The 26,105-nt window shown below is 48.7% G+C and carries 24 protein-coding genes and 1 pseudogene; 12 read left to right on the top strand and 13 right to left on the bottom strand.

Annotated elements, in window-relative coordinates; genetic code table 11:
* Nucleotides 1-176 precede the first annotated feature (176 nt).
* The 3 genes from BMY09_RS00235 to BMY09_RS00225 all read right to left on the bottom strand — a co-directional run bounded on the left by BMY09_RS00235 (nt 177) and on the right by BMY09_RS00225 (nt 3,358).
* Entirely contained in the window at nt 177-1,718 is a 1,542-nt protein-coding gene (locus tag BMY09_RS00235) for a tripartite tricarboxylate transporter permease (RefSeq protein WP_091352364.1), read from the bottom strand.
* 4 nt (nt 1,719-1,722) lie between these two features.
* Nucleotides 1,723-2,196: a tripartite tricarboxylate transporter TctB family protein gene (locus BMY09_RS00230; RefSeq protein WP_091352361.1), complete on the bottom strand. Its 474-nt coding sequence runs from the start codon at nt 2,194-2,196 to the stop codon at nt 1,723-1,725.
* Nucleotides 2,197-2,374: 178 nt separating this feature from the next.
* Nucleotides 2,375-3,358, bottom strand: coding sequence for a tripartite tricarboxylate transporter substrate binding protein (locus BMY09_RS00225; protein ID WP_091352358.1), 984 nt, complete (start codon nt 3,356-3,358; stop codon nt 2,375-2,377).
* A gap of 244 nt (nt 3,359-3,602) precedes the next feature.
* Here BMY09_RS00225 and BMY09_RS00220 point away from each other — a divergent pair, with 244 nt between their 5' ends.
* From BMY09_RS00220 to yafN, 11 genes are all read left to right on the top strand, one after another.
* A complete protein-coding gene (locus BMY09_RS00220; protein WP_091352356.1) occupies nt 3,603-5,207 on the top strand; it encodes an ATP-binding protein in 1,605 nt (534 codons plus the stop codon).
* A gap of 16 nt (nt 5,208-5,223) precedes the next feature.
* A complete protein-coding gene (locus BMY09_RS00215) occupies nt 5,224-5,910 on the top strand; it encodes a response regulator (RefSeq protein WP_091352353.1) in 687 nt (228 codons plus the stop codon).
* A gap of 103 nt (nt 5,911-6,013) precedes the next feature.
* Entirely contained in the window at nt 6,014-6,526 is a 513-nt protein-coding gene (locus tag BMY09_RS00210) for a DUF2937 family protein (RefSeq protein WP_091352351.1), read from the top strand.
* A 402-nt stretch (nt 6,527-6,928) separates the two neighbouring features.
* Nucleotides 6,929-7,429, top strand: coding sequence for a putative pterin-binding protein (locus BMY09_RS00205; RefSeq protein ID WP_091352348.1), 501 nt, complete (start codon nt 6,929-6,931; stop codon nt 7,427-7,429).
* Nucleotides 7,429-9,381: a putative bifunctional diguanylate cyclase/phosphodiesterase gene (locus BMY09_RS00200; RefSeq protein WP_091352345.1), complete on the top strand. Its 1,953-nt coding sequence runs from the start codon at nt 7,429-7,431 to the stop codon at nt 9,379-9,381. Before BMY09_RS00205 ends, BMY09_RS00200 begins: the two co-directional genes overlap by 1 nt.
* A 191-nt stretch (nt 9,382-9,572) precedes the next feature.
* Nucleotides 9,573-10,580, top strand: coding sequence for an MsnO8 family LLM class oxidoreductase (locus BMY09_RS00195; protein WP_091352342.1), 1,008 nt, complete (start codon nt 9,573-9,575; stop codon nt 10,578-10,580).
* Between the two features lie 587 nt (nt 10,581-11,167).
* Nucleotides 11,168-11,998, top strand: coding sequence for an AraC family transcriptional regulator (locus tag BMY09_RS00190; protein WP_091352340.1), 831 nt, complete (start codon nt 11,168-11,170; stop codon nt 11,996-11,998).
* 63 nt (nt 11,999-12,061) lie between these two features.
* Entirely contained in the window at nt 12,062-12,670 is a 609-nt protein-coding gene (locus BMY09_RS00185) for a LysE family translocator (RefSeq protein WP_091352337.1), read from the top strand.
* A gap of 353 nt (nt 12,671-13,023) precedes the next feature.
* Nucleotides 13,024-14,019 carry a sulfotransferase domain-containing protein gene (locus BMY09_RS00180; RefSeq protein ID WP_091352336.1) on the top strand — a complete coding sequence of 332 codons (996 nt, stop codon included), beginning with the start codon at nt 13,024-13,026 and terminating at the stop codon, nt 14,017-14,019.
* A gap of 480 nt (nt 14,020-14,499) precedes the next feature.
* The gene (locus BMY09_RS00175) at nt 14,500-15,390 is read left to right on the top strand and encodes a DUF2167 domain-containing protein (RefSeq protein WP_091352334.1); all 891 of its coding nucleotides are present in this window, start codon (nt 14,500-14,502) and stop codon (nt 15,388-15,390) included.
* A gap of 218 nt (nt 15,391-15,608) precedes the next feature.
* Nucleotides 15,609-15,908, top strand: a complete 300-nt coding sequence (gene yafN / locus BMY09_RS00170) for a type I toxin-antitoxin system antitoxin YafN (protein WP_091352331.1) — start codon at nt 15,609-15,611, stop codon at nt 15,906-15,908.
* A gap of 393 nt (nt 15,909-16,301) precedes the next feature.
* Here yafN and BMY09_RS00165 read toward each other — a convergent pair whose 3' ends face one another.
* From BMY09_RS00165 to BMY09_RS00140, 6 genes are all read right to left on the bottom strand, one after another.
* On the bottom strand, nt 16,302-16,907 hold the full coding sequence (locus BMY09_RS00165) for a DNA-3-methyladenine glycosylase I (RefSeq protein ID WP_091352328.1): 606 nt from the start codon (nt 16,905-16,907) through the stop codon (nt 16,302-16,304).
* Between the two features lie 5 nt (nt 16,908-16,912).
* On the bottom strand, nt 16,913-17,200 hold the full coding sequence (locus BMY09_RS00160) for a YciI family protein (RefSeq protein ID WP_091352326.1): 288 nt from the start codon (nt 17,198-17,200) through the stop codon (nt 16,913-16,915).
* A 30-nt stretch (nt 17,201-17,230) separates the two neighbouring features.
* The gene (locus BMY09_RS00155; protein ID WP_091352324.1) at nt 17,231-17,815 is read right to left on the bottom strand and encodes a TetR/AcrR family transcriptional regulator; all 585 of its coding nucleotides are present in this window, start codon (nt 17,813-17,815) and stop codon (nt 17,231-17,233) included.
* 581 nt (nt 17,816-18,396) lie between these two features.
* Nucleotides 18,397-19,032, bottom strand: coding sequence for a hypothetical protein (locus BMY09_RS00150; protein ID WP_091352322.1), 636 nt, complete (start codon nt 19,030-19,032; stop codon nt 18,397-18,399).
* A gap of 128 nt (nt 19,033-19,160) precedes the next feature.
* Entirely contained in the window at nt 19,161-19,550 is a 390-nt protein-coding gene (locus BMY09_RS21990; protein ID WP_139203111.1) for a hypothetical protein, read from the bottom strand.
* Nucleotides 19,551-19,642: 92 nt separating this feature from the next.
* The gene (locus BMY09_RS00140) at nt 19,643-20,176 is read right to left on the bottom strand and encodes a hypothetical protein (RefSeq protein ID WP_091352318.1); all 534 of its coding nucleotides are present in this window, start codon (nt 20,174-20,176) and stop codon (nt 19,643-19,645) included.
* Between the two features lie 435 nt (nt 20,177-20,611).
* On the opposite strand from BMY09_RS00140, the pseudogene BMY09_RS22495 reads away from it, so the two are divergent.
* A pseudogene (locus tag BMY09_RS22495) lies at nt 20,612-20,836 on the top strand (phage integrase N-terminal SAM-like domain-containing protein); the annotation flags it as partial.
* A 132-nt stretch (nt 20,837-20,968) separates the two neighbouring features.
* Here the strand turns inward: BMY09_RS22495 and BMY09_RS00130 are convergent.
* Genes BMY09_RS00130 through BMY09_RS00115 form a run of 4 tightly spaced genes read right to left on the bottom strand, consistent with a single transcriptional unit; the run spans nt 20,969 to nt 26,105 of the window.
* The gene (locus BMY09_RS00130; RefSeq protein ID WP_091352316.1) at nt 20,969-22,618 is read right to left on the bottom strand and encodes an electron transfer flavoprotein-ubiquinone oxidoreductase; all 1,650 of its coding nucleotides are present in this window, start codon (nt 22,616-22,618) and stop codon (nt 20,969-20,971) included.
* A 27-nt stretch (nt 22,619-22,645) separates the two neighbouring features.
* Nucleotides 22,646-24,391: an acyl-CoA dehydrogenase gene (locus BMY09_RS00125; RefSeq protein WP_091352314.1), complete on the bottom strand. Its 1,746-nt coding sequence runs from the start codon at nt 24,389-24,391 to the stop codon at nt 22,646-22,648.
* A 23-nt stretch (nt 24,392-24,414) separates the two neighbouring features.
* Complete coding sequence (locus BMY09_RS00120; protein WP_091352312.1) at nt 24,415-25,344, bottom strand: electron transfer flavoprotein subunit alpha/FixB family protein; 930 nt, start codon at nt 25,342-25,344, stop codon at nt 24,415-24,417.
* 11 nt (nt 25,345-25,355) lie between these two features.
* Nucleotides 25,356-26,105, bottom strand: a complete 750-nt coding sequence (locus BMY09_RS00115; protein WP_091352310.1) for an electron transfer flavoprotein subunit beta/FixA family protein — start codon at nt 26,103-26,105, stop codon at nt 25,356-25,358.

Below are 26,105 nucleotides of genomic sequence, written 5' to 3'. Positions count from 1 at the left end.
TTAGCGTTTGAGTCACTTTAAAGAGAACAGAAACCCATTTGAAGTTATTGAAAATAAAGTATTTATTGTTTATACACCGCATTAAGTTCGTTTTGTTTACGGCACCCGACAGGCATAAAAAAACCCTGGCAATGGCCAGGGTTTTTGCAATTTACAGCGGGCGGTAAAAAACCGGGTCAGCCCTCTCCTTCATTCACGGCAACTTCGGGTCCCCGGGTACGATTGCGATTGCGCACCAGATCCAGCAGCGGCGGGACAACCAATACAATCACTGCAATCGAAATAATTGCCAGCGTCAGCGGACGCTCCCAGAGAAACGCCAGACTGCCGTCAGAGATCACCAGTGCCCGGCTCAGATTGGTCTCCATCAGACCTCCGAGAATATAGCCCAGCAACATCGGCGCCATTGGGAATTCCAGCAGCTTAAGGAAGATTGCAATCACCGTAATGACCACCATCATCTGGATATCAAAGGTATTGAAACTGACCAGATAAACCCCGGTGATGGAGAAAAACAGAATCATCGGAATCAGAATCGGCCGTGGAATCACCAATAACTTTGAGATATAGGGAATCAGTGGCAGGTTCAGAATCAGCAACACCAGGTTGCCAAAATACATTGAGATAATCACCGACCAGAACACATCCGGATGATCCAGAAACAACCGTGGACCCGGCTGAATACCATAGGCAATCAGCGCCCCCAGCATAATCGCAGTCGTACCTGAACCGGGTATCCCCAGCGTCAGCAGTGGTACAAATGAACCGGTAGAGGCCGCATTGTTAGCCGACTCCGGTGCTGCCAGCCCCCGCAGTGAGCCCTTACCAAACTTCAGTTTTTCTTTAGCGGATGCCAGGTTACGCTCCAGACCGTAGGCCAGAAACGATGCGATAGTCGCGCCGGCGCCCGGCAATACCCCTACCAGAAAACCAAATACCGAAGAGCGGCCAATAGTCGGGGCAACCTCTTTGATCTCCTCTCTGCTGAGTTTCATGCTGCCCAGCTTGCTCATATCAACCTGTTCTTCCTCTTCCCGGTGCTCGCCTTTCAGCACTGTCATCACCACTTCCGTCAGCGCGAAAGTCGCCATCGCCAGTAACAGAAAGCTGACACCGTCGATCAGGTCGATACTGCCAAAAGTAAAGCGGGTTGCACCCGAGGTTGTATCGGTACCGACTGTCGCAATCATCAGGCCAAACACGGTCATCAGCAGGGCTTTCAAAACCTGCCCCTTACCCGAAAACGCAGCCACCGCAGTCAGCCCAAGAATCATCAGGGCAAAATAGTCGGTCGACTGAAAGCTGAGCGATACTTTTGCCAGTGCCGGGGCCGCAAACAATAGAGCCAGTGCACCGACAGTACCGCCGGTAAAAGATGAGTAGGCAGCCAGCGCCAGCGCCTTACCCGCCTGATTCTGTTGTGCCAGTGGGTAACCGTCAAAAGCTGTCACTACAGTACTGGCACAACCCGGTGCATTGATCAGAATCGATGACGTTGATCCACCGAATACCGCCCCGTAGTATACCCCCGCCATCAGAATGATCCCGGAAGATGGATCAAGACCATAGGTGATCGGAATCATCAGCGCTACCGCCGAGATAGGCCCCAGGCCTGGTAACATGCCGATAAAGGTGCCGGCAAAACACCCCACGACCACCATCAACAGATTAAAGGGCATCACCGCAGTGCTCAGCCCGGTAAAGATTCCGTCTAACATTGCATTACCCTCCAAACAGTTGAACGAACAGTTGCCCCGGTGCCAGATAGATATCCAGCAGTTTGGCGAGGATAAACCAGATCCCCACCGCAAAAGGTACGGACACCATCAGCAGCATTTTGGTACGACGTTCGCCCAGCAACCAGAAACCAGCGATAAGGAATAACACGGTGGCGAGCAGAAAACCGATCCATTCGAGTGCCAGTCCGAAGATCACTATCAGCACCAACAGTTTTGCCACCAGGGCAAAATCATAGTTGTTTAACCGCAAACGTTTTTCAGCTTTTCTCTCTGCTGTCAGCAACAGTGCAAGGGAGATAACACCGCCTAAAATAGCCAGTGCATACGGCACCGTACGGGCATGAAAGGGTTCAAACTCATCGCCAGGCAACAAAGGAATATCGCCGGCATAGTAACCGTAGAAAGCCGATAACAGGAGAAACCCCATTCCGCCAATATGGTCTTTGGTAATAATCATGTAACGCTCCCGGACAGAGGGCAATCTGTCGGATATAACAAAAAACTCCGGGCCAGGCGCTTAACCTATACTAAGCGCAGTCGATTGAGGCCCGGAGAAAACAAACACACTCAGGTGAAACAGCGCAGCAATAGAGCATCGGGCTGATTGACTGCAATCAGCCCGATAATACGAAGGCTTACTTAAGGAAACCCAGCTCACGCATCAGATCACCCACCTCTTTTTCCTGCTGTTCCAGAAAGGCAATAAACTGATCGTCAGGCTTAAAGATCTCAACCCAACCATTACGGGCGCGCACGGTTTCCCACTCAGGTGTCTGGTACATCTTCTTCAGAGTGTCAACGAACTCAGCTTTCTCTGTATCGCTGATACCCGGTGCGGCAAAAAAGCCACGCCAGTTGACGAAGGTTGCGTCATACCCCAGCTCTTTCAGGGTAGGTACGTCCGGTGCTGCGGCGTTGCGCTCATCGCCGGTCATGACCAGAATCCGGACTTCACCCGACTCTGCCAGCGCCAGTGCCTCACTGAATCCGGTAGACAGGATGGAGGTTTCGCCAGACAGCAGACCCGCCATCGCTTTACCACCAGCATCGTAGGCAACATAGCGTACCTGACGGGCATCGCCACCGGCGGCTTTAAAGGCCATCGCCGCCACCAGATGATCCATGCTGCCCCGGGCTGAACCGCCACCAATCTTAATCGCGCGAGGGTTTTCGCTAAATTCAGCAACAACATCTTTAAAGCTTTTGTACTTTGAATCGTTCTTCACCACGAAGGCACCGAAATCACCAATGGTCGCGGCAACCGGTGTCAGATCACGGAAAGACTGTGGGAATACTTTTGACAGAGAGCGGATCACGATGGGAGTTGAGTTCACCATCAGTGTGTCATGATTCTGATCGGCCGTTTCAATCAGGTGAGCGATCGCTTTACCACCGCCACCGCCGGACATATTCTCGTAGGAGATACTGTCGACCAGGCCCGCTTTGCTCAGTGCTTCACCGGTACCACGTGCAGTACCATCCCAGCCACCACCAGCGCCACCTGGAATCAGAAAGTGTATACTCTCCACCGCCGCCACATGCAGAGAAGCACCGGCTGTCAGACAGCCAGTCAGCATAGCAGCGATCAGGGTTTTCTTATTTACAGTTTTACAAAACATTCGGACTTCCTCGTACAGAGTTCTGGTTCTTATTGTTATATGCACATTAGTTTTCCGAAGATTTTTATGAAAGCTTATGAATTTAAAGGATTTTTAAAACATAAAATTCATTTTGTTCATAAAGTTTACGAGTCAAGCGGGTGCAGATTGATTACTATCTGCACAGACGTAATCAAACTAACTAAACTAAGATCAGCGATCTCAGAAAATCCGCAAAGTCAGAAAATCCGCAAAGAGAGTACAGATGAGGCTTCTCCAGCTAAAACTGAAACAGCGAATGATCCTGATTCTGGGGGTCATGGCACTGATTCAGACCGGCTTTATCGGTCTGTTTGCACTGCATTACCTGGAACGTTCGCTGGATGAACAGATCGGTCAGCGGGCGCTGGATGTCGCTAAAACCATCGCCGCCATGCCTCAGGTTATTGAATCGGTAGAGCAACGGGACAGCCATTACCTGCAACCATTAAGCCTGGCGCTGGCAGACACCACCCGTGCCCGCTTTGTGGTTATCGGCGACAGTAATGGTATCCGCCTGGCCCACCCTAAAGTAGAAAAGATCGGCCACTCAATGGCCGACGATGACGGTGATACCGGTTATCCCGCCCTGATAGAGGGGCATGGCTATATCTCTAAAGCCGTTGGCTCACTGGGCTGGTCGATGCGGGGCAAAGCCCCGGTGATCAGTGCCGATGGCAGTATTTCCGGATTAATATCGGTGGGTTATGGCCTCGACCGGGTTACTGAGATCATTAACCGGTATCGGGTCACGCTGATTCTGGTCATTCTCTGTTCCTTTATTCTCAGCGCCGCAATAGCGGTCTGGTTTGCCTATCATTTCAAGAAAGCGATCTTCGGTCTGGAACCGGAGCAGATTGCCCATCTGTTTGACGAACAGCGGGCCACCCTGGAGTCGGTCCGTGAAGGCATCATCGCGATCGACAGCACAGGCGAAATAACCACCATCAATCAGACAGCCATTGAAACCCTGGGCTTACCCAAAAACTGCGAGCTGATTGGCCGTAGGGTGGAAGAGGTGCTGCCCGACAGTTCAATGCTGGAAGTATTGCAAACCGGCGAACCCCAGTTTGACAGTGAAGTCTGGCGCGGGGATCACTGCATTATCGCCAACCGGTTGCCGCTGAAACAGGGCGAACAGATCACTGGTGTTGTCTCCAGTTTCCGCCGCAAGGATGAACTGGATATGGTCAGCCAGCAACTGACCCGGATTCAGCAGTATGCCGATACGCTGCGCAGTCAGGCCCACGAATATTCCAACAAATTGCACACCATCGCCGGACTGATCCAGATAGGCGCCACCGATCAGGCACTACAACTGATCGGTCAGGAATCACAAAGCCATCAGGCGCTGATCAAGCTGCTGATGAAAGCGGCGCCTGATCCGGTACTCGCCGGCTGTTTGCTGGGCAAATATAATCGTGCACGGGAGATGGGTCTTGCACTGGTTATCGACCCGGAAAGCGAGATGACCAACCTGCCAGATAAGCTTCCTCGCGAGCAACTGGTAAGTATTATCGGCAACCTGATCGACAACGCACTGGAAGCTACCCTGAACCATCAAGGCAGCGACGGTAAAGTGCATCTGTCGATGACGGATCTGGGTAATGATCTGATCTTTGAGATCGAGGATCAGGGGGCGGGTATTCCACCTGAGCAACAGGACAGAATCTTTGAAAAAGGTTTCAGCAGTAAAAACCGGGATGGTCATGGCTACGGCCTGCATCTGGTCAAAAACCTGCTGGATAAACTTCATGGCACTATAACTATAGAGAGCGGGCCTTCAGAGGGTAGCCGCTTTACCGTGTATATTCCCAAAAATAAAAATTAATTCGGGTTTAGCTAAAATGATAAAAGTTGTTATCGCCGAAGATGATCCACAGATCGCAGAGATCCAGCGGCGCTTTCTCGAACGGATAGAGGGCTTCGAGCTGGCCGGTATTGCACACCGCCTGGAAGAGGCCGAAGATCTGATAGAGATACTGAGTCCCGATCTGCTGCTACTGGATATCCAGTTCCCCAACGGCACCGGTTTTGACCTGTTACGCAAGCTACGTGCGGATAACAGCAGTATCGACGTTATCATGATCACTGCCGCCAAAGAGGTTAATACCCTGCGCGAAGCACTGCACGGTGGGGTATTCGATTACATTCTCAAACCTCTGGTCTTTGAACGGTTACAGGAAACCCTGCAAAACTACCAGCAGCATCTGCAAAAGCTGCACAACCTTGACACTCTGGCCCAGAGTGATGTGGATAAAGTTATGCCACGTAACAGCCCTGCGGAGATGCCACCTGTCGAAATCACCAGATTACCGAAAGGGATTGACGCGATTACACTGGAAAATATCAGCCGGGTATTCAGTCAGCGCGACTCTGCCCTGAATGCTGAAGAGGTAGGCGAGATTATCGGCGCCAGCCGCACCACCGCCCGGCGCTATCTGGAATATCTGGTCAGCCTCGGTAAGTTAAATACCGAAGTCAGTTACGGAAGTGTGGGTCGCCCGGAAAGACGGTATCAGCGAAGTAACTAGAAAAAACCCGGGGGGCAGATGGGACCTCCCGCCAACGACTGGTTTTTACTAAGATCCCTGGTGCGGTATATTAACTGACCAGACCACCTCAGGAAGCATTCCGTTGATTGGCAGACTATTCGATAAACTGACCTTTGGCGTCACACTGTTACTGGCGTTACAGGTGCCACAGCTGGCCGACCATTATCAGCAGTTTCTGGCGGGCATGTATGCATCAACACAGTGGCAGGTCGAAGGTTATGAGGCCACCGCAAAAGCGTTTGGTTACCCCGATGTCCGCTCGATGATTCAACAGCACCAGCAGAACAGTGAGCCCAGTGTCAGAGCAGATGCCCGGCAAAAGCTGGCCACCCTTGATCAGTATGCTGAGCTACAACAGGGTATAGCGGTGTTTGCCAACGGCAACCTGCTGAATAAAACCCTCTATATGTTTACCCCCTCCCGCTACTCCTATCTGGAGAAAACCCTGGATAACTTTAAGCCGGGTCTGCCACTGACCTCAGAGGGTATTGTTTTTGGTGTTGTTGTCGGTCTGCTGCTCAACCTTATGCTAACGCAACCCTGCGTTTTTCTGGCCCGGCGGCTGAGACGCAGACAAGCACCCGACACAGTTTAAAAATATCCTGTAAACCATCTGGTGCTGCCTGTCAGGGATATCAATACCACCATTGAGTTTTATTCCCCGGTGCAGGGAATGCAGCAGGTCACCTTTGGCAAGCAGAAGATCGACGCGGCACAACCAGGCCGATCCTCTCCATCTACTTCAGGGCCCCTGACGATAATCTTATATAGATCTCAGACTATACCGGGCAGTAACAAAGCTCAATTACACAAAATGGGTAATACATAACGGTTCCCCCGCTGACATATGAGCGTACTGTCTGTAAATTATGACAGATAAACGGTCATGGAGAGACGCTGAGTCATTCTGAAGGCGCAGAGGCTATGATAACCGCTGATAAACAGCCGTTCAGATCAGTTGATTCTTTTCATTTACAGATTAAAAAAGGTTTTCTCCATGACAAAGTGGACTCTTGCGCTACTGGCTTGTTGGGCCGTATCGCTCAGCGTTGCAGGCGCCCCCCTGCCCCAACCCACCGGACCAGTCATACTGTCCATCAGCGGCAAAATTGAAAATACTCAGGATGGCCAGACAGCCGCTCTGGATCTGTCGCTGTTGCAATCTCTGCAGAGTGATACCTTCAGGCTGAAAACCCGCTGGTCGGATAGCATTCACAATTATCACGGTCCGCTGCTTTCAGCTGTACTCAGGTACGTTGGCGCACAGGGAGACCACATCAGACTTACCGCGCTGAATGACTATAGCGTCGAATTTGAACGGCAATATATGGACAGTTATGAGCCGATACTGGCCTGGAGAGAGGATGGAGAGCAACTCTCCGTCCGTGAAAAAGGGCCACTCTGGTTAATGCTACCGCTCGACAAATATCATGAGCTCAACAGTGAAATCAATACCGGCAGGATGATCTGGCAGCTTAGCAAAATTGAGATCTACTGATGGGACAAAGATTGCCCTACATGGGTAAAAAAGTCTCCCGTAAGCGCGTTTTACTGATCGCCATTGTGCTGATCTTCTTTATCAGTGCGGCCATGAGTCTTTTCCAGCTCCGCCAGTCGATCGCTCTCCTCGATGAGAACTATGGCACCAGCGTCTTTTCAATGTTTCAGTTAAAACTTGAACTACGCCGTTTTAACGACGCACTGGCGCTGTACCAGGTGGCACCCGACAATGCACATCTTGAAGATGTGAAAACACGTTACGATCTCCTCTGGAGCCGCTTCCCAGTGCTGCTTGAAGGAGTCGACGGTGAACGGATAGCAAAATTTGAACACGCAAAAGAGACCCTGAACCAAGCCTTTAATACCGTCAAGTCACTCGAGCAAGACGTCTTTAAAAAGCTCGCATCCGAGCCGGAATACAGCCTTCAGATACAGCAAGCACTGAAGCCTCAGATTGCACAAATTGACGCACTGGCTCTGCAAAACTACTATCAGACAAATATCCTTTTCAACCGTAGCGAGAGTCAGGTTATCGACCTGCAACAACAGTTAATTCTGCTGATGTGCGGCCTGATACTCTCCGGTAGCCTGCTGTTAGTAATGATCATCCGGGAGAACAGACTCAACCGTCATCAGGCCGAACATGACAGTCTCACCGGAATTCCCAACCGCGCATTTCTACAAAATGAGATCTCCCGGTATTGTCGGAAAAAGCAACCTTTCGCCCTGCATCTGATCGACCTCAACGGCTTCAAAGATGTCAATGACACACTGGGACATCACGTTGGTGATGCCCTGTTACAAGCAGTATCCAACCGTCTGTCCAACGGGATTGATAAGCGTTATGGTTGTCTCACCTGCCGCCTGGGTGGCGATGAGTTTGCCATTCTCCAGCCCCGGCTCATCAACAATGACAGCCTGCGCATAATCACTGGAAAAGCCATTCAGCTTTTTGAAAAACGCTTTCAGATCGACCAGCACACCTGTTTCATTGGCGCCAGTATCGGCAGCGTTATCTATCCGGAACATGGTATCGATGTCGGCAGTCTGCTCACCCGGGCCGATATCGCTATGTATAAGGCGAAAGAACAAGCCGCACACTCAAGTCAGATGTTATTTGATTTTGATATGGATGCGCAGATCCATCGTCGACAACAGCTGCAGAAAGACCTGCGGATAGCACTTGAGCGCAGCAAACTGCACCTGGTGTATCAACCGATAGTCTCTCTGCAGACGCAACAAGTGGTCTCTCTGGAAACCCTTCTGCGCTGGGATCATGAGACCTATGGTGCAATACCACCACTGGAAATCATCAGCATCGCGGAAAAGTATTCACTGGCGAACACCCTCGGCTGCTGGATTATTGATGAAGCCTGCCGCCAGATCGACGAATGGCGAAACGAGGGGTTTCAGCCACTGCCGGTCGCTGTGAATATTTCTCCATCGATGCATCAGCTTGATCTGGCGGCCATCATTAACCAGTCGCTGAAACAGCACAATCTGCCCCAGGGGCTTATCCGCATCGAGGTCACTGAAGATACCGGCATGCAGATACTGAAAGAGACGCAGGACCTGTTACCCGGTCTGGCGCGACACAATATCAGTGTCGCCCTGGATGATTTTGGCACCGGACTGTCATCCCTCAGCCATCTGCAGCAGCTACCGATACAGACGCTCAAAATCGACCGAAGCTTTATCAGCAAGATCAGCGAGGATCAGGTCAGCCGCCGTTTAGTCCACAATATAATCGGTATCGGCCATGATCTGGGCATGAAAGTGGTCGCAGAAGGAATCGAAAATGAGGCCGAAGCCCGCCTGCTCGCAACTTATCAATGCGATTATGGTCAGGGCTATCTTTTCAGCAAACCCCTGGCACCCCGCCTGATCCCCGCCTGTTGCCGGGAAATTGCAATGACTGCAAACGATTCGGCTGTAACCGAAACCTGCTAATCATCTGACGTTGAACAGCCGAAATCTGACAAAGATACTGTCACAGCGGGCTTTGCAGGCGATTCAGTCCGGCCCGGTCCGGGCTTCGTCCGAAGACCGGGCTCCTCCCCTATAGCAGCACAATGCAGAGCCGCTGCCATTGAACTCTCCAGACATAGTAGTTAACATATTAATAAATTCAGGAGATAAAAATGAGCATCAAACTGTCAGTGGTGGATCAATCCCCGGTCCAGGGTTCCCACCCAGCGATCGAAGCGCCGCAGCTAACTATTGAGCTGGCAAAAATCTGCGATGAGCTGGGCTATTACCGTTACTGGGTGGCGGAACATCACGACAGCATCCACTTTGCCAACCCCTGCCCGGAGATCATGGCCACTGCGATTGCCAGTGCCACCAAAAATATCCGGGTCGGCAGTGGTGGCGTCATGCTCAGCCACTACAGCCCGTTAAAAGTGGCCGAGTGCTTCAAGATGTTAGCCACCCTGTTTCCCGGCCGTATCGATCTGGGTATTGGCAGGGCGCCCGGCGGCACCGGTCTCACCTCTCAGGCACTGGCCTTCCCCCATCAGCCCCATCATGGTGACCTGTATGCCGATCAGGCACTGCTGCTGAAAGGGTTTATGCAGGGTAACCTGCCGCAAAACACACCATTCGGCCAGATAAACGTCCTGCCTGACGCCAGCCCCCAAGCAGAGTTATGGATGCTGGGTTCCAGCGGAGGCAGCGCCGGTCTGGCAGGACAGCTGGGGTATAACATCGCCCTGGCCCGCTTTATCGATCCGGATAACTGCCACCCATCAATCTTCACCGAATATCTGGAACAGTGGAAACGGGCAGAACATTCCGGCACGCCAAACAGAATGCTGGCGATCGCCTGTATCTGTGCAGATACCGAAGCGGAAGCAAAACTGCGGGCGGGTACCGCGGTGTATCGTAAACTGGCCGCGCAACTGGGGATCCGTGAAGCCTTCCTGACGCCGTCTGAGGTACAGGACCGCTACCGCACCCTCCCCTCTGCCCATCAGGCAGCCTATAACCATATCCTCAATGGCTATACCGTGGGCACTCCAGAGCAGTGCGCCGAAGAGATCCATCAACTGGCTAAAACGTTTGATTGTGACGAGATTGCCACGGTTGCGGTAACCCATAGCCAGGCAGACCGGATCGATAGCTATACACGGCTGATGAAGGGTTTTTAGCCCCAAGTTATCAGACACCGCTGGCGACAGATAAAACAGACTAAAGCAGCTGTTATCGGCCTCTGAACAATCCCCTCTCTTAACTAACGGAGATTGATCAGTCGGCTCGCTGACTGAAAGACTGAACCTGAACCATGTTGCTTATACAGCCATTACCCAAAATGGGTAATGGCTTATCAGATCTGCTTGTTAATCGACCCCACTTTTGTAAATATGCAACCGTCAGTCGGGCCTGACAAAGCCCGCTTTGCGAACTCCATCATCGTCCCCCCGGCAGTGTTGGATTTTTCGTAGTGCCCGACTGACATTACTTCCGTACAAGCAGTCGCTAGAATGTCACTGCGTGACTTGCTAGTGGTTAGACGCGACTGCGTCGCTTGCTAGAAAAATCCTCAACGTAGCTCGTGGTTCGAACGCCGGTTCCCGGCTTGCTTGTTACCTGTTCAGCGAATATTCAAAAGTTGCCTCAACCGCAGAACATCATTTCCCAACCGTAAATGCGCAATTTCATCCAAGTAAAACACTCGGCTATATCCTAGAATGACTCTTAGTCAGTAACGTCTAAACCCTGCAGACGGTGAGTGAAGATGAAGTTCGAAAACCAGTTTCAGTTTGTCAAAAGCCAGCACCTTGATCAGGTGACAGCATTACAGGCGACTATGCATGATTTCTCCTATGGCAAGCACGCCCATGAGGAGTATTCTTTTGGCGTAACGCAGGCGGGTCGACAGGACTTTTTCTCCAACGGTGAGTTTCATAAAAGCCACCCGGGTAACATTATTATATTCAATCCGGGGCAGTTTCATGATGGCCACTCGGGTGACGACAACGCCTTACAATACCGGATGATCTATATTCACCCCAGTCAGTTAGAACCGATGCTGGGTAGCGCTGGGGTTAAACAGTGTCAGGATTATCAGATTAAAGACACCCTGTTGGATGACCCTCAGTTACGACACTTTATTCTCAATATAGCCGCACATATTGAGAATAATGCCAACGATAAATTGCAGTTAGAGAATCTGTTGTATCAGATGTCAGAAAGGATTGCCCAGCGACAAGGAGACCTTCTGCCAGAACGTCAATCGAACAAAAATGACACTCTGCTATTAAAGGCACAAAACTATATTCATGAGAATATTGGGGCAGATATCACTCTCGATGAGATCAGCAACCAGGTCAGTCTGTCGAAATATCATTTCATCCGCATGTTTCGGCAGCAGTTTGGCATTACGCCTCACCAATACATTCTAAACTGCCGGATAAACCGCGCCAGGCAGGCTTTAGAGGCAGGTTGCGTGCTGGAAGATGTCGTTTTTGACTTCGGTTTCAGCGACCTGAGCCATCTCAACAGGCGCTTTAAGCCGGTGTTTGGTATGACCCCGCGTCAATATCAGAAGCACTTTCTTATCTCTTAGACAGAGATAGCGGACCTCTCCGCAACATTAATCCCAATCACTTAATTTATCAGGGTAACCACCATGGTTGAGATCCTCCTGTATGCCTTTGGCATTATGTACACCCCTGGCCCGGCAAACCTGCTCAGCCTGAATGCAGGTCTCAACGGTGAAATCAAAAATACACTGCGCTTCTGTATGGGCGTAGCGTGCGCCATGCTGATACTGTTTCTGCTTTTTGGTTATACCGGTGCCTGGCTGATTACACCTGACTCTCAGCTCGTCATAGGTCTGCTGGGTAGTTGTTATATCGCCTATCTGGCCTATAAAATCGCCCGTGGTAGTCAACAGATCACCGATAAGATCAGCGCTGATAAGGCTCAACCCGGCCCCAGAAGAACAGGATTCCGTTCCGGCCTCATGCTGCAGTTACTCAACCCCAAAGCCTTTATCGCCATCTTACCTATCGTCACCGTACAGTTTCCAGCCGCATATATTTCCGGTGTATCCATCCTTCTCTGGTCATTACTGCTGGCGGGGTTAGCCTTTGGCGCACCGGGTAGCTACCTGTTCATGGGTGTACGACTGAGTAAACTGATCAGCCAGCCCCGCTATTTCCGATGGCTCAACAACGCTATGGCGTTGCTACTACTCTATGTAGCCATAGAGCTCGCGTTTAAAATCAGCGGCTAGAAAAAGCAGTCGCTAGACGTCGCTTCGCGACTTGCTAGTGGTTAGACGCGACTGCGTCGCTTGCTTTACGAAATTCAAAAGAGAATTCCTTAAATATTGGAGTTCTCACGTTCTCCCAAACCTTTGTTTCTTGCTTTATTATTTCAAAATACCTATTTGAGCAATAAAGACCACACTCCTATTGAGATCAGTGGCATTTTTTGTCACTATAAAAAATAAAATCCATGACTCAGCCAAGAATGATCAAATAACATAAACATTTCTACGTGGGCATGATAAGCAAAAGACAACTTTAAAAAAGTTATCATAAAAAATAGTGCAGTGGCAATACTTAGAAGTTCATTGGAAGAAAAATGTCTCAAAATAAAAACTATCCCTCCGTTATTCTATGTGGTTATGAGCGTGGAGGAACAACACTATTATCCGAGATTTTTAGAAGTAATGGCTATGAATCCGGGTTTGAATGTGGAGTATTGATGTGTGAAAAACCTAGCCATTTTATTGATTTCAAACCCTATTCAAATATGATAAAGAGCGGATGGAAGCTAGAATTTGAAATCAATTCTTACATTCCAAAAAATGATAGCTTTGTTGATTTTTATCATAATATTTTAAAAGGATCTGGCCTTGATAAGAAGGCAAATAAATTCTTTGATAAAACGCCTATCTATATGAGGGATATTGGTAAGTGCTTAAGCAGAGCACCTTTCATAGATAAAGCCATTATAATTACTCGTGATCCAAGATCCATTTTTACATCGTGGGCAAAACGGGCTAAAGATTCAGAGGGTTTGTCTCTGGAAGAAATTATAAATTCAAAGTTACCTGCATATTCTTCACGTTATAATCGTTATTTTGCAGGAGCTATTGCAGAGAGAGACAATCCTAAAGTAATGTTTGTTTCTTTCGAAAACTTGTGCCTTGACCCAAAAAGCGTCTACCAGTCTTTAGGTTTTTTTACTGAAGGCTCTGCTTTTAAGCCAATAGTTAATACTTCAAGATTTAAAAATGTCTATTCTAATGAATTTAAGCTAGATAAGGTAAATGAATATGATTCATATCTTAGCACAAAAATTCAAAATAAAATTCTTGATAACTGTGCAATATCTGCTCTGTTTTTTTCTTCTAACAATGAGCGAATAAAGCATCTAAATACTTTTTTCTCTTTAGATAAAAAAATAAGAGACATTTTGTCTAAATATAATTTAGATGCATCTACAATTGATATAGATGGCCAACCCTTTAATCCGTGGCTATATCTCTTCCTCAACCGAGATATTCTAAACTTAGCTATTAATCCAGTAATGCATTATAAAAACAACGGAATTATAGAAAAAAGACCATTTTAAACCTAAAATCTTTAAATACTTACTGCTCCAGCCAATACGCAAACAAAATTAGCCCATCATCGATTTGAGTAGGTTGGCTTTCCAGGGAAGGTGCGAATAAGTCCAGTAATTGAATTACTACCTTCCTATCTATGCGGTCTGTAGAGAAGTAAAAAGGACTTGTTTGTAGTTTCCCTAGATGTAGATTTCAGATACCTTTTTCTCAGAACGCCTGTTTCTGAAAGGAATATTGAGGAACCTTACGTTTATAAACAAATCCCAAACTGGGTAATAACCCTCATTTTTATGTTGAGAATGGCTGCGGTTTTTGACACTATCAAAACAGATGGAAACCCGTGGTAACGCCACACAACCTATCACATGGTTTACGTATTTTCAGTGGACGAGAATGTAGTAGCTATCTCTTAGCCTTTTCTGCTAAAAGTCACAGTTTTCAAATACTGCGAATACCTTACCTTCATGCAATAAGGTGGAAGTTTAATGAAAAAAATAGGGATTTTTTTAATCACTCTCTGTCTGCTGATCTCACTCCCTCTCCGTGCGGAAGAGCAGCAATTAACGCCTGAACAGCAGCAGTACATCCTCGAAGCCAGAAAACTTCTGGACTCCCTCAATAAACAAACCGGCAAAGTCGCTTTGCCAAATGGCGCCGCCTCTCTGGACGTGCCTAGTAGTTTTTATTATTTATCACCCGAAGATTCTGAAAAAGTTCTGGTAGATGTATGGGGAAATCTTCCAGGCACAGGTTCTGAGACTCTTGGTATGCTGCTTCCCTCTGATACCACACCTTATGATGACAATTCCTGGGGGGTTACGATTGAGTATGAAGAGGACGGCTATGTTTCAGACGAGAATGCTGATGATCTTGATTACAACGAACTATTAGAGCAGATGAAACAAGACGCTCAAGAAGCCAGTAAACAACGAGTCGCCGAAGGATACGAGCCTATCGAACTGATTGGCTGGGCTTCGCCCCCTTACTACGACAAGACATCGAACAAGCTCTATTGGGCGAAAGAGATAAAGTTTGGCTCACAAGAACTGCATACCCTCAATTACAATATCCGCGTACTTGGCAGAAAAGGCGTACTTGTTCTCAACTTTATCGCCGGCATGGATCAAAAAAGCCTGATTGACTCAAACCTCCAGACCGTATTAAACATGACCGAATTTAATCAGGGCTCCCGCTATGAGGACTTCGACCCCAGCATCGATAAAGTTGCAGCCTACGGTATCGGCGCACTGGTCGCAGGCAAAGTCATCGCTAAAACGGGATTAATTGCTGCCGCACTCATTTTCCTGAAAAAGTTTGGTGTACTATTCATTGTCGGAATTGGCGCATTATTCCGAAAGATATTTAAAAAGAAATAAAAAGCAGTCGCTAAATGTCACTGTGTGACTGCGAGTGGTTAGACGCGACTGCGTCTCCTGCCAGGAAAAGCAGCGGCGTGGCGGTGGTTCGCAGCCCCATTTCAAGCGGTTTTTACAAACAGCAACTGACAAGGTACGAGCTTCAGACTATACTGAAGACCTTAAAGTACATAATTATGTACACCATATAGTACATTCAGTATATAGGAGCACTTATAATGGCTAACGCAACACATGCCATTCTAGCCCAGCAAACCGTCAGCATTACTGAGCTGCGAAAAAACCCGGCACAGTTTTTTATCGACGAGCCTGTAGCCGTACTCTCAAACAATATCCCTCAAGGATATATGGTAAATGCTGAACTGTTTGAAAAGTTGGTAAACGCGCTTGAGCAGCAACAGCGAGGATTTAAAGCCAGCTTCAGACCAGCGTCTGTCCGTCTGGAAGAGATCGCTGAACAAGGCAATCAACTGTTGCAGGAGGCTACAGATGAAGAGATGAAGACGTTCACTGAATAATGGAAATATTCAAAGGATCGCTGCTTAAGCAACAGCTGTCAGAGGCCGAGCTCAGCGCACTGGAAAGTGACTTCCGCCATTACAAAGAAACAGGCGAACTGCCAGATAAGAATTAAAGCGGCTAGACGTCACTGCGTGACTTGCTAGTGGTTAGACGCGACTGCGTCGCTTGCTAGGAAAAGCAGCGGCGTAGCTCGTGGCTCGAACGCCGGTTCACGGCTTACTCGTCTCTCGGAAAGCCTTCTTAATGGCAGAAGTTATGGAACATATTTCCGTGCGATTAAGAGGGTTTGGTGAAATTGATTACTCTGGCCCCTTTAATTTCTAAACGTTGAAACGGTAAGTAAGAAAGGCAGCGTAGTTCGCGTCCGAGCCAGCGCTTTGTTAAGAAAATCATGGTCTTTTAAACTTCTTTCTGGCGCTCTCTGCTTTTGATCTGCCCACACAACCTTTTGCATGGTCATTAATTAGCCCCATCGCCTGCATAAAAGCATAAACCGTGGTTGGGCCGACAAATTTCCAGCCTTTTTTCTTTAGATCCTTCGATAAAGCAACTGATTCTTCGCAAGTAGAGACCGTTTGTGGCTCAGCAAGATTATGCTGGTCGGGTTCATAACGCCAGAAGAAAGCGGCTAATGAACCTTCCTCTTTTATCAGTTCTTTTGCTCGCTTTGCATTGTTGATAACGGCCTCAATTTTACCCCGATGGCGGACAATCCCTTTATCCTGAAGTAACTGATCTATATCTTTCTCTGTAAAACACGCGATTATTTCAAAATCAAAGTTATGAAAGGCTGCCCGAAAATTCTCACGCTTAGCGAGGATTGTTCGCCAACTCAAACCGGACTGAAAGCTTTCCAGGCATAGTTTTTCAAATAGGCGATAATCGTCATCTACTGGATAACCCCACTCTATGTCGTGATAGTCAACGAATTCCGGGGCCTGACTACACCAGCTACAACGCGCCTTACCATCTGGACCTTTTATTATTTTACTCATCGTTCTTACTCAATCAGAAAATTCAGACGGCTATCCGCTTTTTTGGGATCAATTTCGATTATTTCAGCATTAACAATATTTTCCGCAACGAAAGGATCGTTGTTTACTCTTGCTTGTAGCTCCGATAGTGAGGTGTTGTGCGCGATAACAGAACCACCCAGATTAGGTTGAAGGCTACCAGCCAACAGAAAAACACCCTCTTCGAAGCCTTGTTTAATCCATAGATTGTGACCAGCCATATGATCTCCAGCCAGAGATTTTTTGTCGGAAAATTTTAAAAGTACAACAAACATATCTGCTCCCTTTTCTGTGTCGCTAGTAATTCATCTGGACTGTTTTGTTCTGACGGACAGATCATCAAGCCAGTCCTCCATCTTTTTCACTTCCTGTCTGACATATTGCAAATCATCAAAAGCATTACCCAGGGTCGCAACCCCCTGACTCCAGGAGAGTACGTGCATAGCCAGTGAATCGGCATTCTGTGTATATCCAAGCTGAGTAAACTGAGCTTTCAGCCATACTCTGAAGAGTGTGAAAACTTTATTGGCCTCAGCTTTTGAGGCGTGGTTCAACTTGGCGAGTTCCGTGCACAATGTACCGACCGGACAACCGTAGTCCCTGATCATTGGCCAGTTTGTCAGAAGGATATTGATATAACATTTGATGCGGTCTTCCGGGGTTGCCGCCTGCTCTTCCCAATCCGTCAGCATCTGTTGCGTCCTGTCCAGGCGGACTTTGATGACAGCATCAAGGATGTCATCCTTGGTCTTGAAATGATGGTATAGATTCCCGCGCGAAATATTCACCAGAGTGGATATGTCTGCAAACGAGGTATGCTCGAACCCCTGCCGATAAAATAAGTTATCGGCGGCCTCTATAATCTGATGACGCTTCTCACCATGTCCCATCGCACTTCCTCTTTACACTACCTCTTTACACAACCTGTTCCTGAGCACCGGGTCGCTTTCTGGTCATCGGTGCCATCACTATAGGATTTGCCAATATCAGACCGCCGAGCTGAAAGGCATCAAACAGATCAGTGTTCATTGCCTCCCTTGGGAGTATCAATAATTAAAATCTTAAAATTAGGTCACCCGCCCTATTTTTAATCTAGGTCGATCGCCCTAGTTTGTCAACAAGCTATTTTGTTTTTCTTTACAGGGCTCATAGAATATGAAATTGAGAATTGATCAGCGTCGCTCGTAGTTCGGATGATAAGAACCGTGGCTCGCAAAGCCTTCTTAACGGCAAGAGTGATGGAGCAGGTTTCAGTGCGATTAAGAGGGTTTGGTGAAATTAATTACTATATGCATTCCCACGCAGAAGCATGGGAACGAGATATAACTGAATCTAAAGGGTCAGGTCTTGAATTTTGCACAAGAACTTAATCCTATTTCCTTACCCCTGCAAAATGCAAGACCTGACCCTAGCTACTCGCAAGACCTGACCCTAGCTACTCGCTAGCTACTTTTTTGAACGGCTTGTTATATTAAATATTCACCGATAATGTAGCTTGCATTAGCTTTTTTATTCTTTCGAACTCAAGGCTATTATCACCTGAATCTAATGGAGTATCTTGTAGAATAATAAGGACACACGATTGCTTGTTACTAAAGTAAAATATATGTTGCTCTATTTTAATTTCACCTAAATCAATATCAAGCTTTCTACCCTTCTTAAGCTTACTATCAACAACAAGCTCAGTTTCTGACATTTTAATTTCTGCTTTCATTTGACTATACTGAGCATTAAGAGCCTCGGTTAATTCATCAAAATCCACCTTATCCGAATATTTCTGAACTATTATAGCTGCATTATTTCCGTCTAATGACCAGTGATCAACACCTGGGGATATCTCCTCGTACGAAAAGTACATTTTTGCATCAAACTCAAAGAAAGCACCTGCAAAATCAAAAACTCTAGTGTTACTTTTAATTAACTTTAGAACGTGTTTTTTATTCTCTATTTGTATTTCCTCAAGATTATTGAGAATAACTTCATGAGAAATGCCATCTATAGCTAGGATATAAGACTCAATGGGGGCCTTATTTTTTCTTTCAAAATCATTTGTAGCTTGTACTGGAAAAGCTAAGATTAATATAAATATTAGAGAAAAAGTTTTCATGTGATCCTTATTGAGATTTGAAAATCCGCTAGTTTATTTAACGCCACCATTTGCGGCCGTAGAGTAGGCGCGAAGCACCGAAACGAAGGGCCAGAACCAGCTTGCTGGTGCGAGGCAAGATGGCTTTGTTATGAGCCATTTTCGGAGCCACTGAAAACAAACTTATACCCCATGCAAAGACCGGTACCGTATTCAATACTGACCTCGTAGCTGAACCCTTTTTCTTTACTTACAATACCAACAAATTCTGCGTTTTTTGATTCTTCTTCAAAAGAAGTGACAGCTTTAGATACTAGCTCACCATTTTTAAAGACAGAAAAAATTGCATGTGACGCAGGGCGACTATCATATTCCTTTGGAGAATCAATTGAAATCATGCTGCAATTTCTACATTGATCCGATTGTTCTTCCTTAAAGTTAAATCCCAATTCTGGTTTAGGCTCAATGCTCAGAGGGCCAACAATACAAGCAAAGCTGATATTTGAGATGAGGAGCAACATTAATGATAGATATTTCATTGAAGGCTCATAACGCCAGCCATCACCGGCCCTGAGTGAGCGCAGCGAGTGAAGGGTCCGAGTGCATGGCATGGTTAGGCGACTTAGATTCATTACTGCGACTTATTGTACTCATTAACTCTGATTTCGAACTCCCGCGTATTGATTCCAAATGTATTAGATTGCGGCGGTAAAAGCGGTGGATACGTAAGACCATTAAGATAGCAACTTAAACCCTCAAACGACTCTTCTGTTAATTTGAGCGCGGTTTCTGGAATACCGTAATGTAGCTGAGTATAACCAGCCTCCAGTTTCAGGAAGGCGATAACACTATAAGCATATTTTCCATTCTCGGCGTTTGGCTTCAAAATAATACTTTTAGGCTTTTCTGAAAAGATGCGGGAAATGTCTCTCTTTCCGTAGAATGGGCCATATCCAATGTTCTTGAAGTCGCCCTCTCTAGTTGCGCCAGTTGCTTTGCAAAATATTTGAATTGGCCTGTTTCTTTCAGCAACAAAGAAATTATAAAGCTCTTTTTCGCTTTCGATATTAAACTTAACCGCCTTGAATTCTTTCTCCGCAAGCTCCAAGGAATGCGACCTCCCCAGTTTCTTATTGCTTGTTTCAATTATTCTTGCGTCCTTCATAACTACCTCTACCGTCGATGCACATCCTGACAGTAGAAGTACAAAACCAATGAGGAAATAGATTCTTGACATGGGCTTCTTTCGCCTAACAGCTAAATATACGACAACGGTTTTGGAGAAATACGACAAGTTGTCGTATATCACAGTTTCTAATTAGATTATAAATACCATCCAACCATCTGAATTTTAATGATTTATATAAAGATTCGACTTTGGGAAAACACGACACTTTGTCGTATATCTGCAGAAATACGACAAAATGACCATTAATAAGAGTGATTTGCATTCATAATCCCTGAAGTGGCGGGTGTTTCTCCCTGAGTATTTCAATATTTGCATAGATTTATGTGTCATGAAATACTGTTCATAAACACAGTAAAAGAATGTACAGGATGAGTTCACCTTTCACGTGCCCGCAATTAGAGTAAGCGCACAAAACAAACCTATGTACATTGGATTCTGGATTTTATTCGCTACCACAACCGGGTTCATCCCGGTACATTAAATCAGCAGGCTACCACTGCTTATCTGGAATATCTGGCGATACACCGTCAGGGGCTAAAAAGGGGACAGATTTATTTTACTAAATCAGCCCCTTGTTTATTCCTTTCGCGCCTGGAAGGCGCTCCTACACGGGTATTCGAGCCCCAGGCCGCGTAGCGGCTCCTAGCCACTCGCAAGTTGCGCAGCAACGTCTAGCCAGGTGCGTAGCACCGATCTAGCGAGCGACGAAGTCGCGTTCTGACTACCCTGATATGTAAAAAACGCGCCCTGAGGCGCGTTGTTCGTTTTTTACATGTTGGGGTAGTTCGGCCCACCGCCGCCCTCCGGCGCCACCCAGGTAATATTCTGGGCCGGGTCTTTGATATCACAGGTTTTACAGTGCACGCAGTTCTGGCTGTTGATCTGGAAGACTTTCTCTCCCGCATCGTTTTCCAGGACTTCGTATACGCCTGCTGGACAGTAGCGCTGCGCCGGTTCGTTGAACTTCGGCAGGTTCTGCATCAGCGGTATACTGCTGTCTTTCAGTTTCAGGTGACAGGGCTGGTTTTCCTCATGGTTGGTGTTGGAGATAAACACCGAGGAGGGCTTGTCAAAACTGAGTACACCATCCGGTTTCGGATAACTTATTGCCGCACATTCAGATGCAGGCTTCAGTTGGGCGTAATCCGCATGGTTATCGCGGATGGTAAACGGCAGGCTGAAGATGTTCTGATCGATAAAGTTCAGGGCGCCACCGATCATGGTGCCGTATTTGTGCAGCGCCGGACCGAAGTTGCGGCTGCTGTACAGCTCGTCATAAACCCAGGAGTTTTTGAAGTTTTCGCCGTATGCGGTCAGATCATTACCACCTTCATCACCCCCGGTCAGTGCGGCAAAGATCGTTTCGGCAGCGACCATACCGGACTTCATCGCGGTGTGTGTACCTTTGATCTTGGCGAAGTTCAGCGTGCCTGCGTCACAACCTAACAGCAGTGCGCCGGGCATGGTCATCTTCGGCAGGGCATTAAAGCCACCTTTGGTGATCGCCCGGGCACCGTAGGAGACCCGTTTGCCGCCTTGCAGATATTGGGAGATCAGCGGGTGATGTTTCATCCGCTGGAACTCGTCAAACGGGCTCAGGTGCGGATTATCGTAGTTAAGATCGGTGATCAGCCCCACTACCACCTGATTATCTTCCGCGTGATAGAGGAAGAAACCACCGCTGGCACCGGCGTCGCTCAGCGGCCAGCCGGCACCGTGCAGCACCAGACCCGGCTGATGCTGATCGGCGGGCACATCCCATAACTCTTTAATACCGATGCCGTAGTGCTGGGCATCGGCGTCTTTATCCAGTTCAAATTTAGCGATCAACTCTTTGCCCAGATGGCCGCGGCACCCTTCGGTGAAGATGGTGTATTTCGCCAGCAGGTCCATACCCGGCATATAGCTGTCTTTCTGCTCGCCATTTTCATCCAGCCCCATATCGCCGGTACCGATACCGGCCACCCGGCCATCATCGCCGTAGATAATGTGTGACGCGGGGAAGCCGGGGAAAATCTCGACCCCCAGTTGTTCCGCCTGCTCTGCCAGCCAGCGGCACAGATTGCCGACACTGGCAATATAGTTGCCATGGTTGTGCATGGTTTTGGGCACAAAGCCGTTGGGGATTTTGGTCGCTTTCTCGCCGCTTTTCAGCAGGTAGATCTGATCTTCAGTGACCTCAGTTTTCAGTGGCGCGCCCTGCGCTTTCCACTCGGGGAACAGCTCATCCAGGGCGCGGGGTTCAACCACCGCACCGGAGAGAATATGTCCGCCAACCTCGGCTCCTTTTTCAACCACGCAGACCATCAGTTCCTGGCCTGCGTCATTTGCCTGTTGCATCAAACGACATGCAGTGGACAGTCCGGCGGGACCGGCACCGACAATCACTACATCGAATTCCATCGATTCTCTTTGCATTGTTTTTATCCTCGTCGTTTTGCGCTACTAAAACTGCTCTTCATCCAGTTGCATTATGCTGTCACTGCCGGCCATCACAGAGGCAAGGCAGGACTGGGTACGGGGCAGCATATGTTCACAGAAGAACCGGGCAGTTGCCAGCTTAGCTTGCAGGAATTCAGGATTACCTTCACCTGCGTCAAGCTTAGCCTGTGCCCGCATAGCACTTTTCGCCATCAGCCAGCCACCACAGAGGAAACCAAACAGCATCATAAAGTTAACGCAGGCACTGCCAGGGGCATTCTTATCCGCTGCACTATCCAGCAACCACTGACGGGCTGCAATACCATTATCGAGTGATCTGCGGCACTGTTGCGCTGCCAGGGTGAACTGACCACCCAGGGATTCAAACTGGGCGATATCAGCGGTCATCTCATCCAACAGAGCTTGCAGGGATTCACCGCCATTGACCAGCGTTTTACGTCCCACCAGGTCCAGCGCCTGGATCCCGGTGGTGCCTTCATAGATGGTGAGAATCCGGGCATCACGGTAGAACTGTGCCGCGCCGGTCTCTTCGATAAAGCCCATTCCGCCATGAATCTGCACCCCCAGATAGGTGAGTTCCTGAGCAAATTCCGTCACCCAGCCTTTAACGATGGGCGTCAGCAATTCAATCCGCGCAGCATTGTCGCGGTCGGCTTCGGCGGCGGCCACCAGACAGAGAGCCCGCATCGCTTCGGTACCGGACTTCATGGTCATCAGCATGCGACGAACATCGGGGAAACGGATAATCGGATAGCGGCTGCCATCTTTATTGGTGCCCTGAATCCGGTCTTTTGCATACTGCAATGCATGCTGATAAGCCGCTTCAGAGACCGCCAGTCCCTGCAGACCCACCCCCTGACGGGCATGGTTCATCATGGTGAACATATAGGCCAGGCCTTTGTTCTCCTCGCCGACCAGATAACCCACTGCACCGCCATTATCGCCAAAGCTCATAACGCAGGTCGGACTGCCGTGGATACCCAGTTTATGTTCCAGAGAGACCGCATGGGCGTCGTTGCGCTCACCAGGATTGCCGTTCTCATCCAGCAGGAATTTGGGCACGATAAACAGTGAAATACCTTTCACACCCGCGGGGGCGTCCGGCAGACGAGCCAGCACCAGATGCAGGATATTATCGGTCATCTGATGGTCACCCCAGGTGATAAAGATCTTCTGCCCGGTGATCAGATAGTGGTCACCGTTAGGCACCGCTTTAGTCTTAACGGCCGCCAGATCGGTCCCCGCATCGGATTCGGTGAGGTTCATGGTACCGGTCCACTCACCGCTGACCAGTTTTGGCAGGTAATGCTGTTTCAGCTCATCGCTGCCGTGGTGACTGATCGACTCGATCGCTCCCTGACTCAGCAGCGGGCAAAGAGCAAACGACAGGTTAGCGGTCTGCCAAACCTCATTAACTGCGGTGCCCAGCACGTTAGGCAGGTTCTGTCCGCCAAACTCTTCAGCAGCAGTCAGCGTGGCCCAGCCCCCCTCAACATACTCCTTATAGGCTTCAGCAAAGCCTTCGGTCTGCTGTACGCCGCTGTCACCCAGTACCGGATGATTCAGATCACCGGTACGATTCAGAGGGGCCAGCATGCCGGAACCCAGCTTACCCGCTTCAGTCAGGATAACCGACGCCAGTTCACTGTTGATATCTTCGAGTCCGGCATCAGCACACAACTGATCGAACTGTACCAGCTCATTCAGAACAAACTCGGCATCTGTAAGGGGGTGCTTGTAGTCACTCATGGTCTTTACCTGTAATTTACTTTTTAGATCTGGCCAGACAGTTCAGGAACCGCATCAAACAGGTCTGCGACCAGCCCGTAATCCGCAACGGAGAAGATCGGCGCTTCTTCATCCTTATTGATAGCCACAATGACTTTCGAATCCTTCATCCCTGCCAGATGCTGAATCGCACCGGAGATACCCACCGCAATATAAAGATCAGGGGCTACCACCTTACCGGTCTGGCCTACCTGCATATCATTAGGTACAAAGCCTGCATCTACTGCAGCCCGTGAAGCACCGACAGCCGCGCCCAGCTTATCGGCCAGACCATAGAGCATTTCGAAATTGTCACCGTTACCCATACCCCGGCCACCGGAGACGATAATCGATGCTGCGGTCAGCTCAGGACGATCAGACTTCGCCAGCTCTTCGCCAACAAAACGGGATGTCCCGGCATCACACACCTCAGACACCGCTTCAATCGCAGCGCTGCCACCCTCGGCAGCCACCGCATCAAATGCAGTACCACGAATAGTCAGCAGCTTAACGGTATCGTCAGTTTTAACCGTTGCGATTGCGTTACCGGCATAGATCGGACGCTGGAACGTATCTGCAGATTCAACGGCGATCACATCGGACAACTGATTGACATCCAGCAGTGCAGCAACCCGTGGCAGATAGTTCTTACCACTGGTGGTCGCAGGTGCCAGGATATGGCTGTGACCGCTGACCAGTGCAACGATCAGCTTAGCAATATTTTCCGCCAGTTGATGCTCATAGGCGGCGTTGTCTGCCAGCAGCACCTTTGCAACAGAGGGGATCGCAGTCGCTGCATCGGCAACCGCCTGGCAGTTATGCCCCGCCACCAGCAGTTCAATATCACCGCCGATCTGTTGTGCAGCCGCCAGCGTGTTCAGTGTTGCAGGCTTCAGTGCCTGGTTATCGTGTTCAGCTATTACCAGAATTGTCATCTGCCCGCTCCTCAAACTACTTTTGCTTCGTTTTTCAGTTTATCCACCAGCTCGCTGACAGATGCCACCTTGATTCCCGCCTGACGCTCGGCCGGTGGGTTGACCGCCACCAGGGTGACTTTATTACCCACTTCAACCCCCAGATCCGCCGGGGTTTTCACATCCAGCGGCTTACGCTTGGCTTTCATGATGTTAGGCAGAGATGCATAACGGGGTTCGTTGAGTCGCAGGTCAGTGGTGATGACTGCGGGCAGATCCAGCTCCAGAGTCTGTAAACCACCATCGATTTCGCGGGTTACCTGCACCTTATCGCCCTCAACCTTCACCTCAGAGGCGAAAGTTGCCTGAGGATAATCCAGCAGAGCCGCCAGCATCTGGCCGGTCTGGTTGTTGTCTGAATCGATAGATTGCTTACCCATAATGACCAGCTGTGGCTGTTCTGCCTGTACCACGGCTTTGAGTAGTTTAGCAGCAGACAATGCATCGGGAGCTGATTCAGTTTCGATCTGGATGCCACGGTCAGCACCCAGCGCCAGGGCGGTGCGGATCTGCTCCTGGCAGGCTTTATCGCCGATGGATACCGCAATAATTTCGCTGGCAACACCCGCCTCTTTCAAGCGAACCGCTTCTTCTACAGCGATTTCACAGAACGGATTCATGGCCATTTTGACGTTAGACAGATCAACATCACTGTTATCAGACTTAACCCGTACTTTAACGTTGTAGTCGATAACACGCTTTACCGGAACAAGTATCTTCAT

Origin of the sequence: Amphritea atlantica, assembly GCF_900111095.1 — a bacterium.
In the GTDB taxonomy this organism is placed as follows: domain Bacteria; phylum Pseudomonadota; class Gammaproteobacteria; order Pseudomonadales; family Balneatricaceae; genus Amphritea; species Amphritea atlantica.
The sequence above is the reverse complement of the archived record's forward strand: the minus strand, read 5'-3'. Positions and strand labels throughout refer to the sequence as shown.

Coding starts and splice junctions, on each gene's coding strand:
- BMY09_RS00235 (WP_091352364.1), bottom strand. CDS start 1,718: ATGTTAGACGGAATCTTTACCGGGCTGAGCACTGCGGTGATGCCCTTT.
- BMY09_RS00230 (WP_091352361.1), bottom strand. CDS start 2,196: ATGATTATTACCAAAGACCATATTGGCGGAATGGGGTTTCTCCTGTTA.
- BMY09_RS00225 (WP_091352358.1), bottom strand. CDS start 3,358: ATGTTTTGTAAAACTGTAAATAAGAAAACCCTGATCGCTGCTATGCTG.
- BMY09_RS00220 (WP_091352356.1), top strand. CDS start 3,603: ATGAGGCTTCTCCAGCTAAAACTGAAACAGCGAATGATCCTGATTCTG.
- BMY09_RS00215 (WP_091352353.1), top strand. CDS start 5,224: ATGATAAAAGTTGTTATCGCCGAAGATGATCCACAGATCGCAGAGATC.
- BMY09_RS00205 (WP_091352348.1), top strand. CDS start 6,929: ATGACAAAGTGGACTCTTGCGCTACTGGCTTGTTGGGCCGTATCGCTC.
- BMY09_RS00200 (WP_091352345.1), top strand. CDS start 7,429: ATGGGACAAAGATTGCCCTACATGGGTAAAAAAGTCTCCCGTAAGCGC.
- BMY09_RS00195 (WP_091352342.1), top strand. CDS start 9,573: ATGAGCATCAAACTGTCAGTGGTGGATCAATCCCCGGTCCAGGGTTCC.
- BMY09_RS00190 (WP_091352340.1), top strand. CDS start 11,168: ATGAAGTTCGAAAACCAGTTTCAGTTTGTCAAAAGCCAGCACCTTGAT.
- BMY09_RS00185 (WP_091352337.1), top strand. CDS start 12,062: ATGGTTGAGATCCTCCTGTATGCCTTTGGCATTATGTACACCCCTGGC.
- BMY09_RS00180 (WP_091352336.1), top strand. CDS start 13,024: ATGTCTCAAAATAAAAACTATCCCTCCGTTATTCTATGTGGTTATGAG.
- BMY09_RS00175 (WP_091352334.1), top strand. CDS start 14,500: ATGAAAAAAATAGGGATTTTTTTAATCACTCTCTGTCTGCTGATCTCA.
- yafN (WP_091352331.1), top strand. CDS start 15,609: ATGGCTAACGCAACACATGCCATTCTAGCCCAGCAAACCGTCAGCATT.
- BMY09_RS00165 (WP_091352328.1), bottom strand. CDS start 16,907: ATGAGTAAAATAATAAAAGGTCCAGATGGTAAGGCGCGTTGTAGCTGG.
- BMY09_RS00160 (WP_091352326.1), bottom strand. CDS start 17,200: ATGTTTGTTGTACTTTTAAAATTTTCCGACAAAAAATCTCTGGCTGGA.
- BMY09_RS00155 (WP_091352324.1), bottom strand. CDS start 17,815: ATGGGACATGGTGAGAAGCGTCATCAGATTATAGAGGCCGCCGATAAC.
- BMY09_RS00150 (WP_091352322.1), bottom strand. CDS start 19,032: ATGAAAACTTTTTCTCTAATATTTATATTAATCTTAGCTTTTCCAGTA.
- BMY09_RS21990 (WP_139203111.1), bottom strand. CDS start 19,550: ATGAAATATCTATCATTAATGTTGCTCCTCATCTCAAATATCAGCTTT.
- BMY09_RS00140 (WP_091352318.1), bottom strand. CDS start 20,176: ATGAAGGACGCAAGAATAATTGAAACAAGCAATAAGAAACTGGGGAGG.
- BMY09_RS00130 (WP_091352316.1), bottom strand. CDS start 22,618: ATGCAAAGAGAATCGATGGAATTCGATGTAGTGATTGTCGGTGCCGGT.
- BMY09_RS00125 (WP_091352314.1), bottom strand. CDS start 24,391: ATGAGTGACTACAAGCACCCCCTTACAGATGCCGAGTTTGTTCTGAAT.
- BMY09_RS00120 (WP_091352312.1), bottom strand. CDS start 25,344: ATGACAATTCTGGTAATAGCTGAACACGATAACCAGGCACTGAAGCCT.
- BMY09_RS00115 (WP_091352310.1), bottom strand. CDS start 26,105: ATGAAGATACTTGTTCCGGTAAAGCGTGTTATCGACTACAACGTTAAA.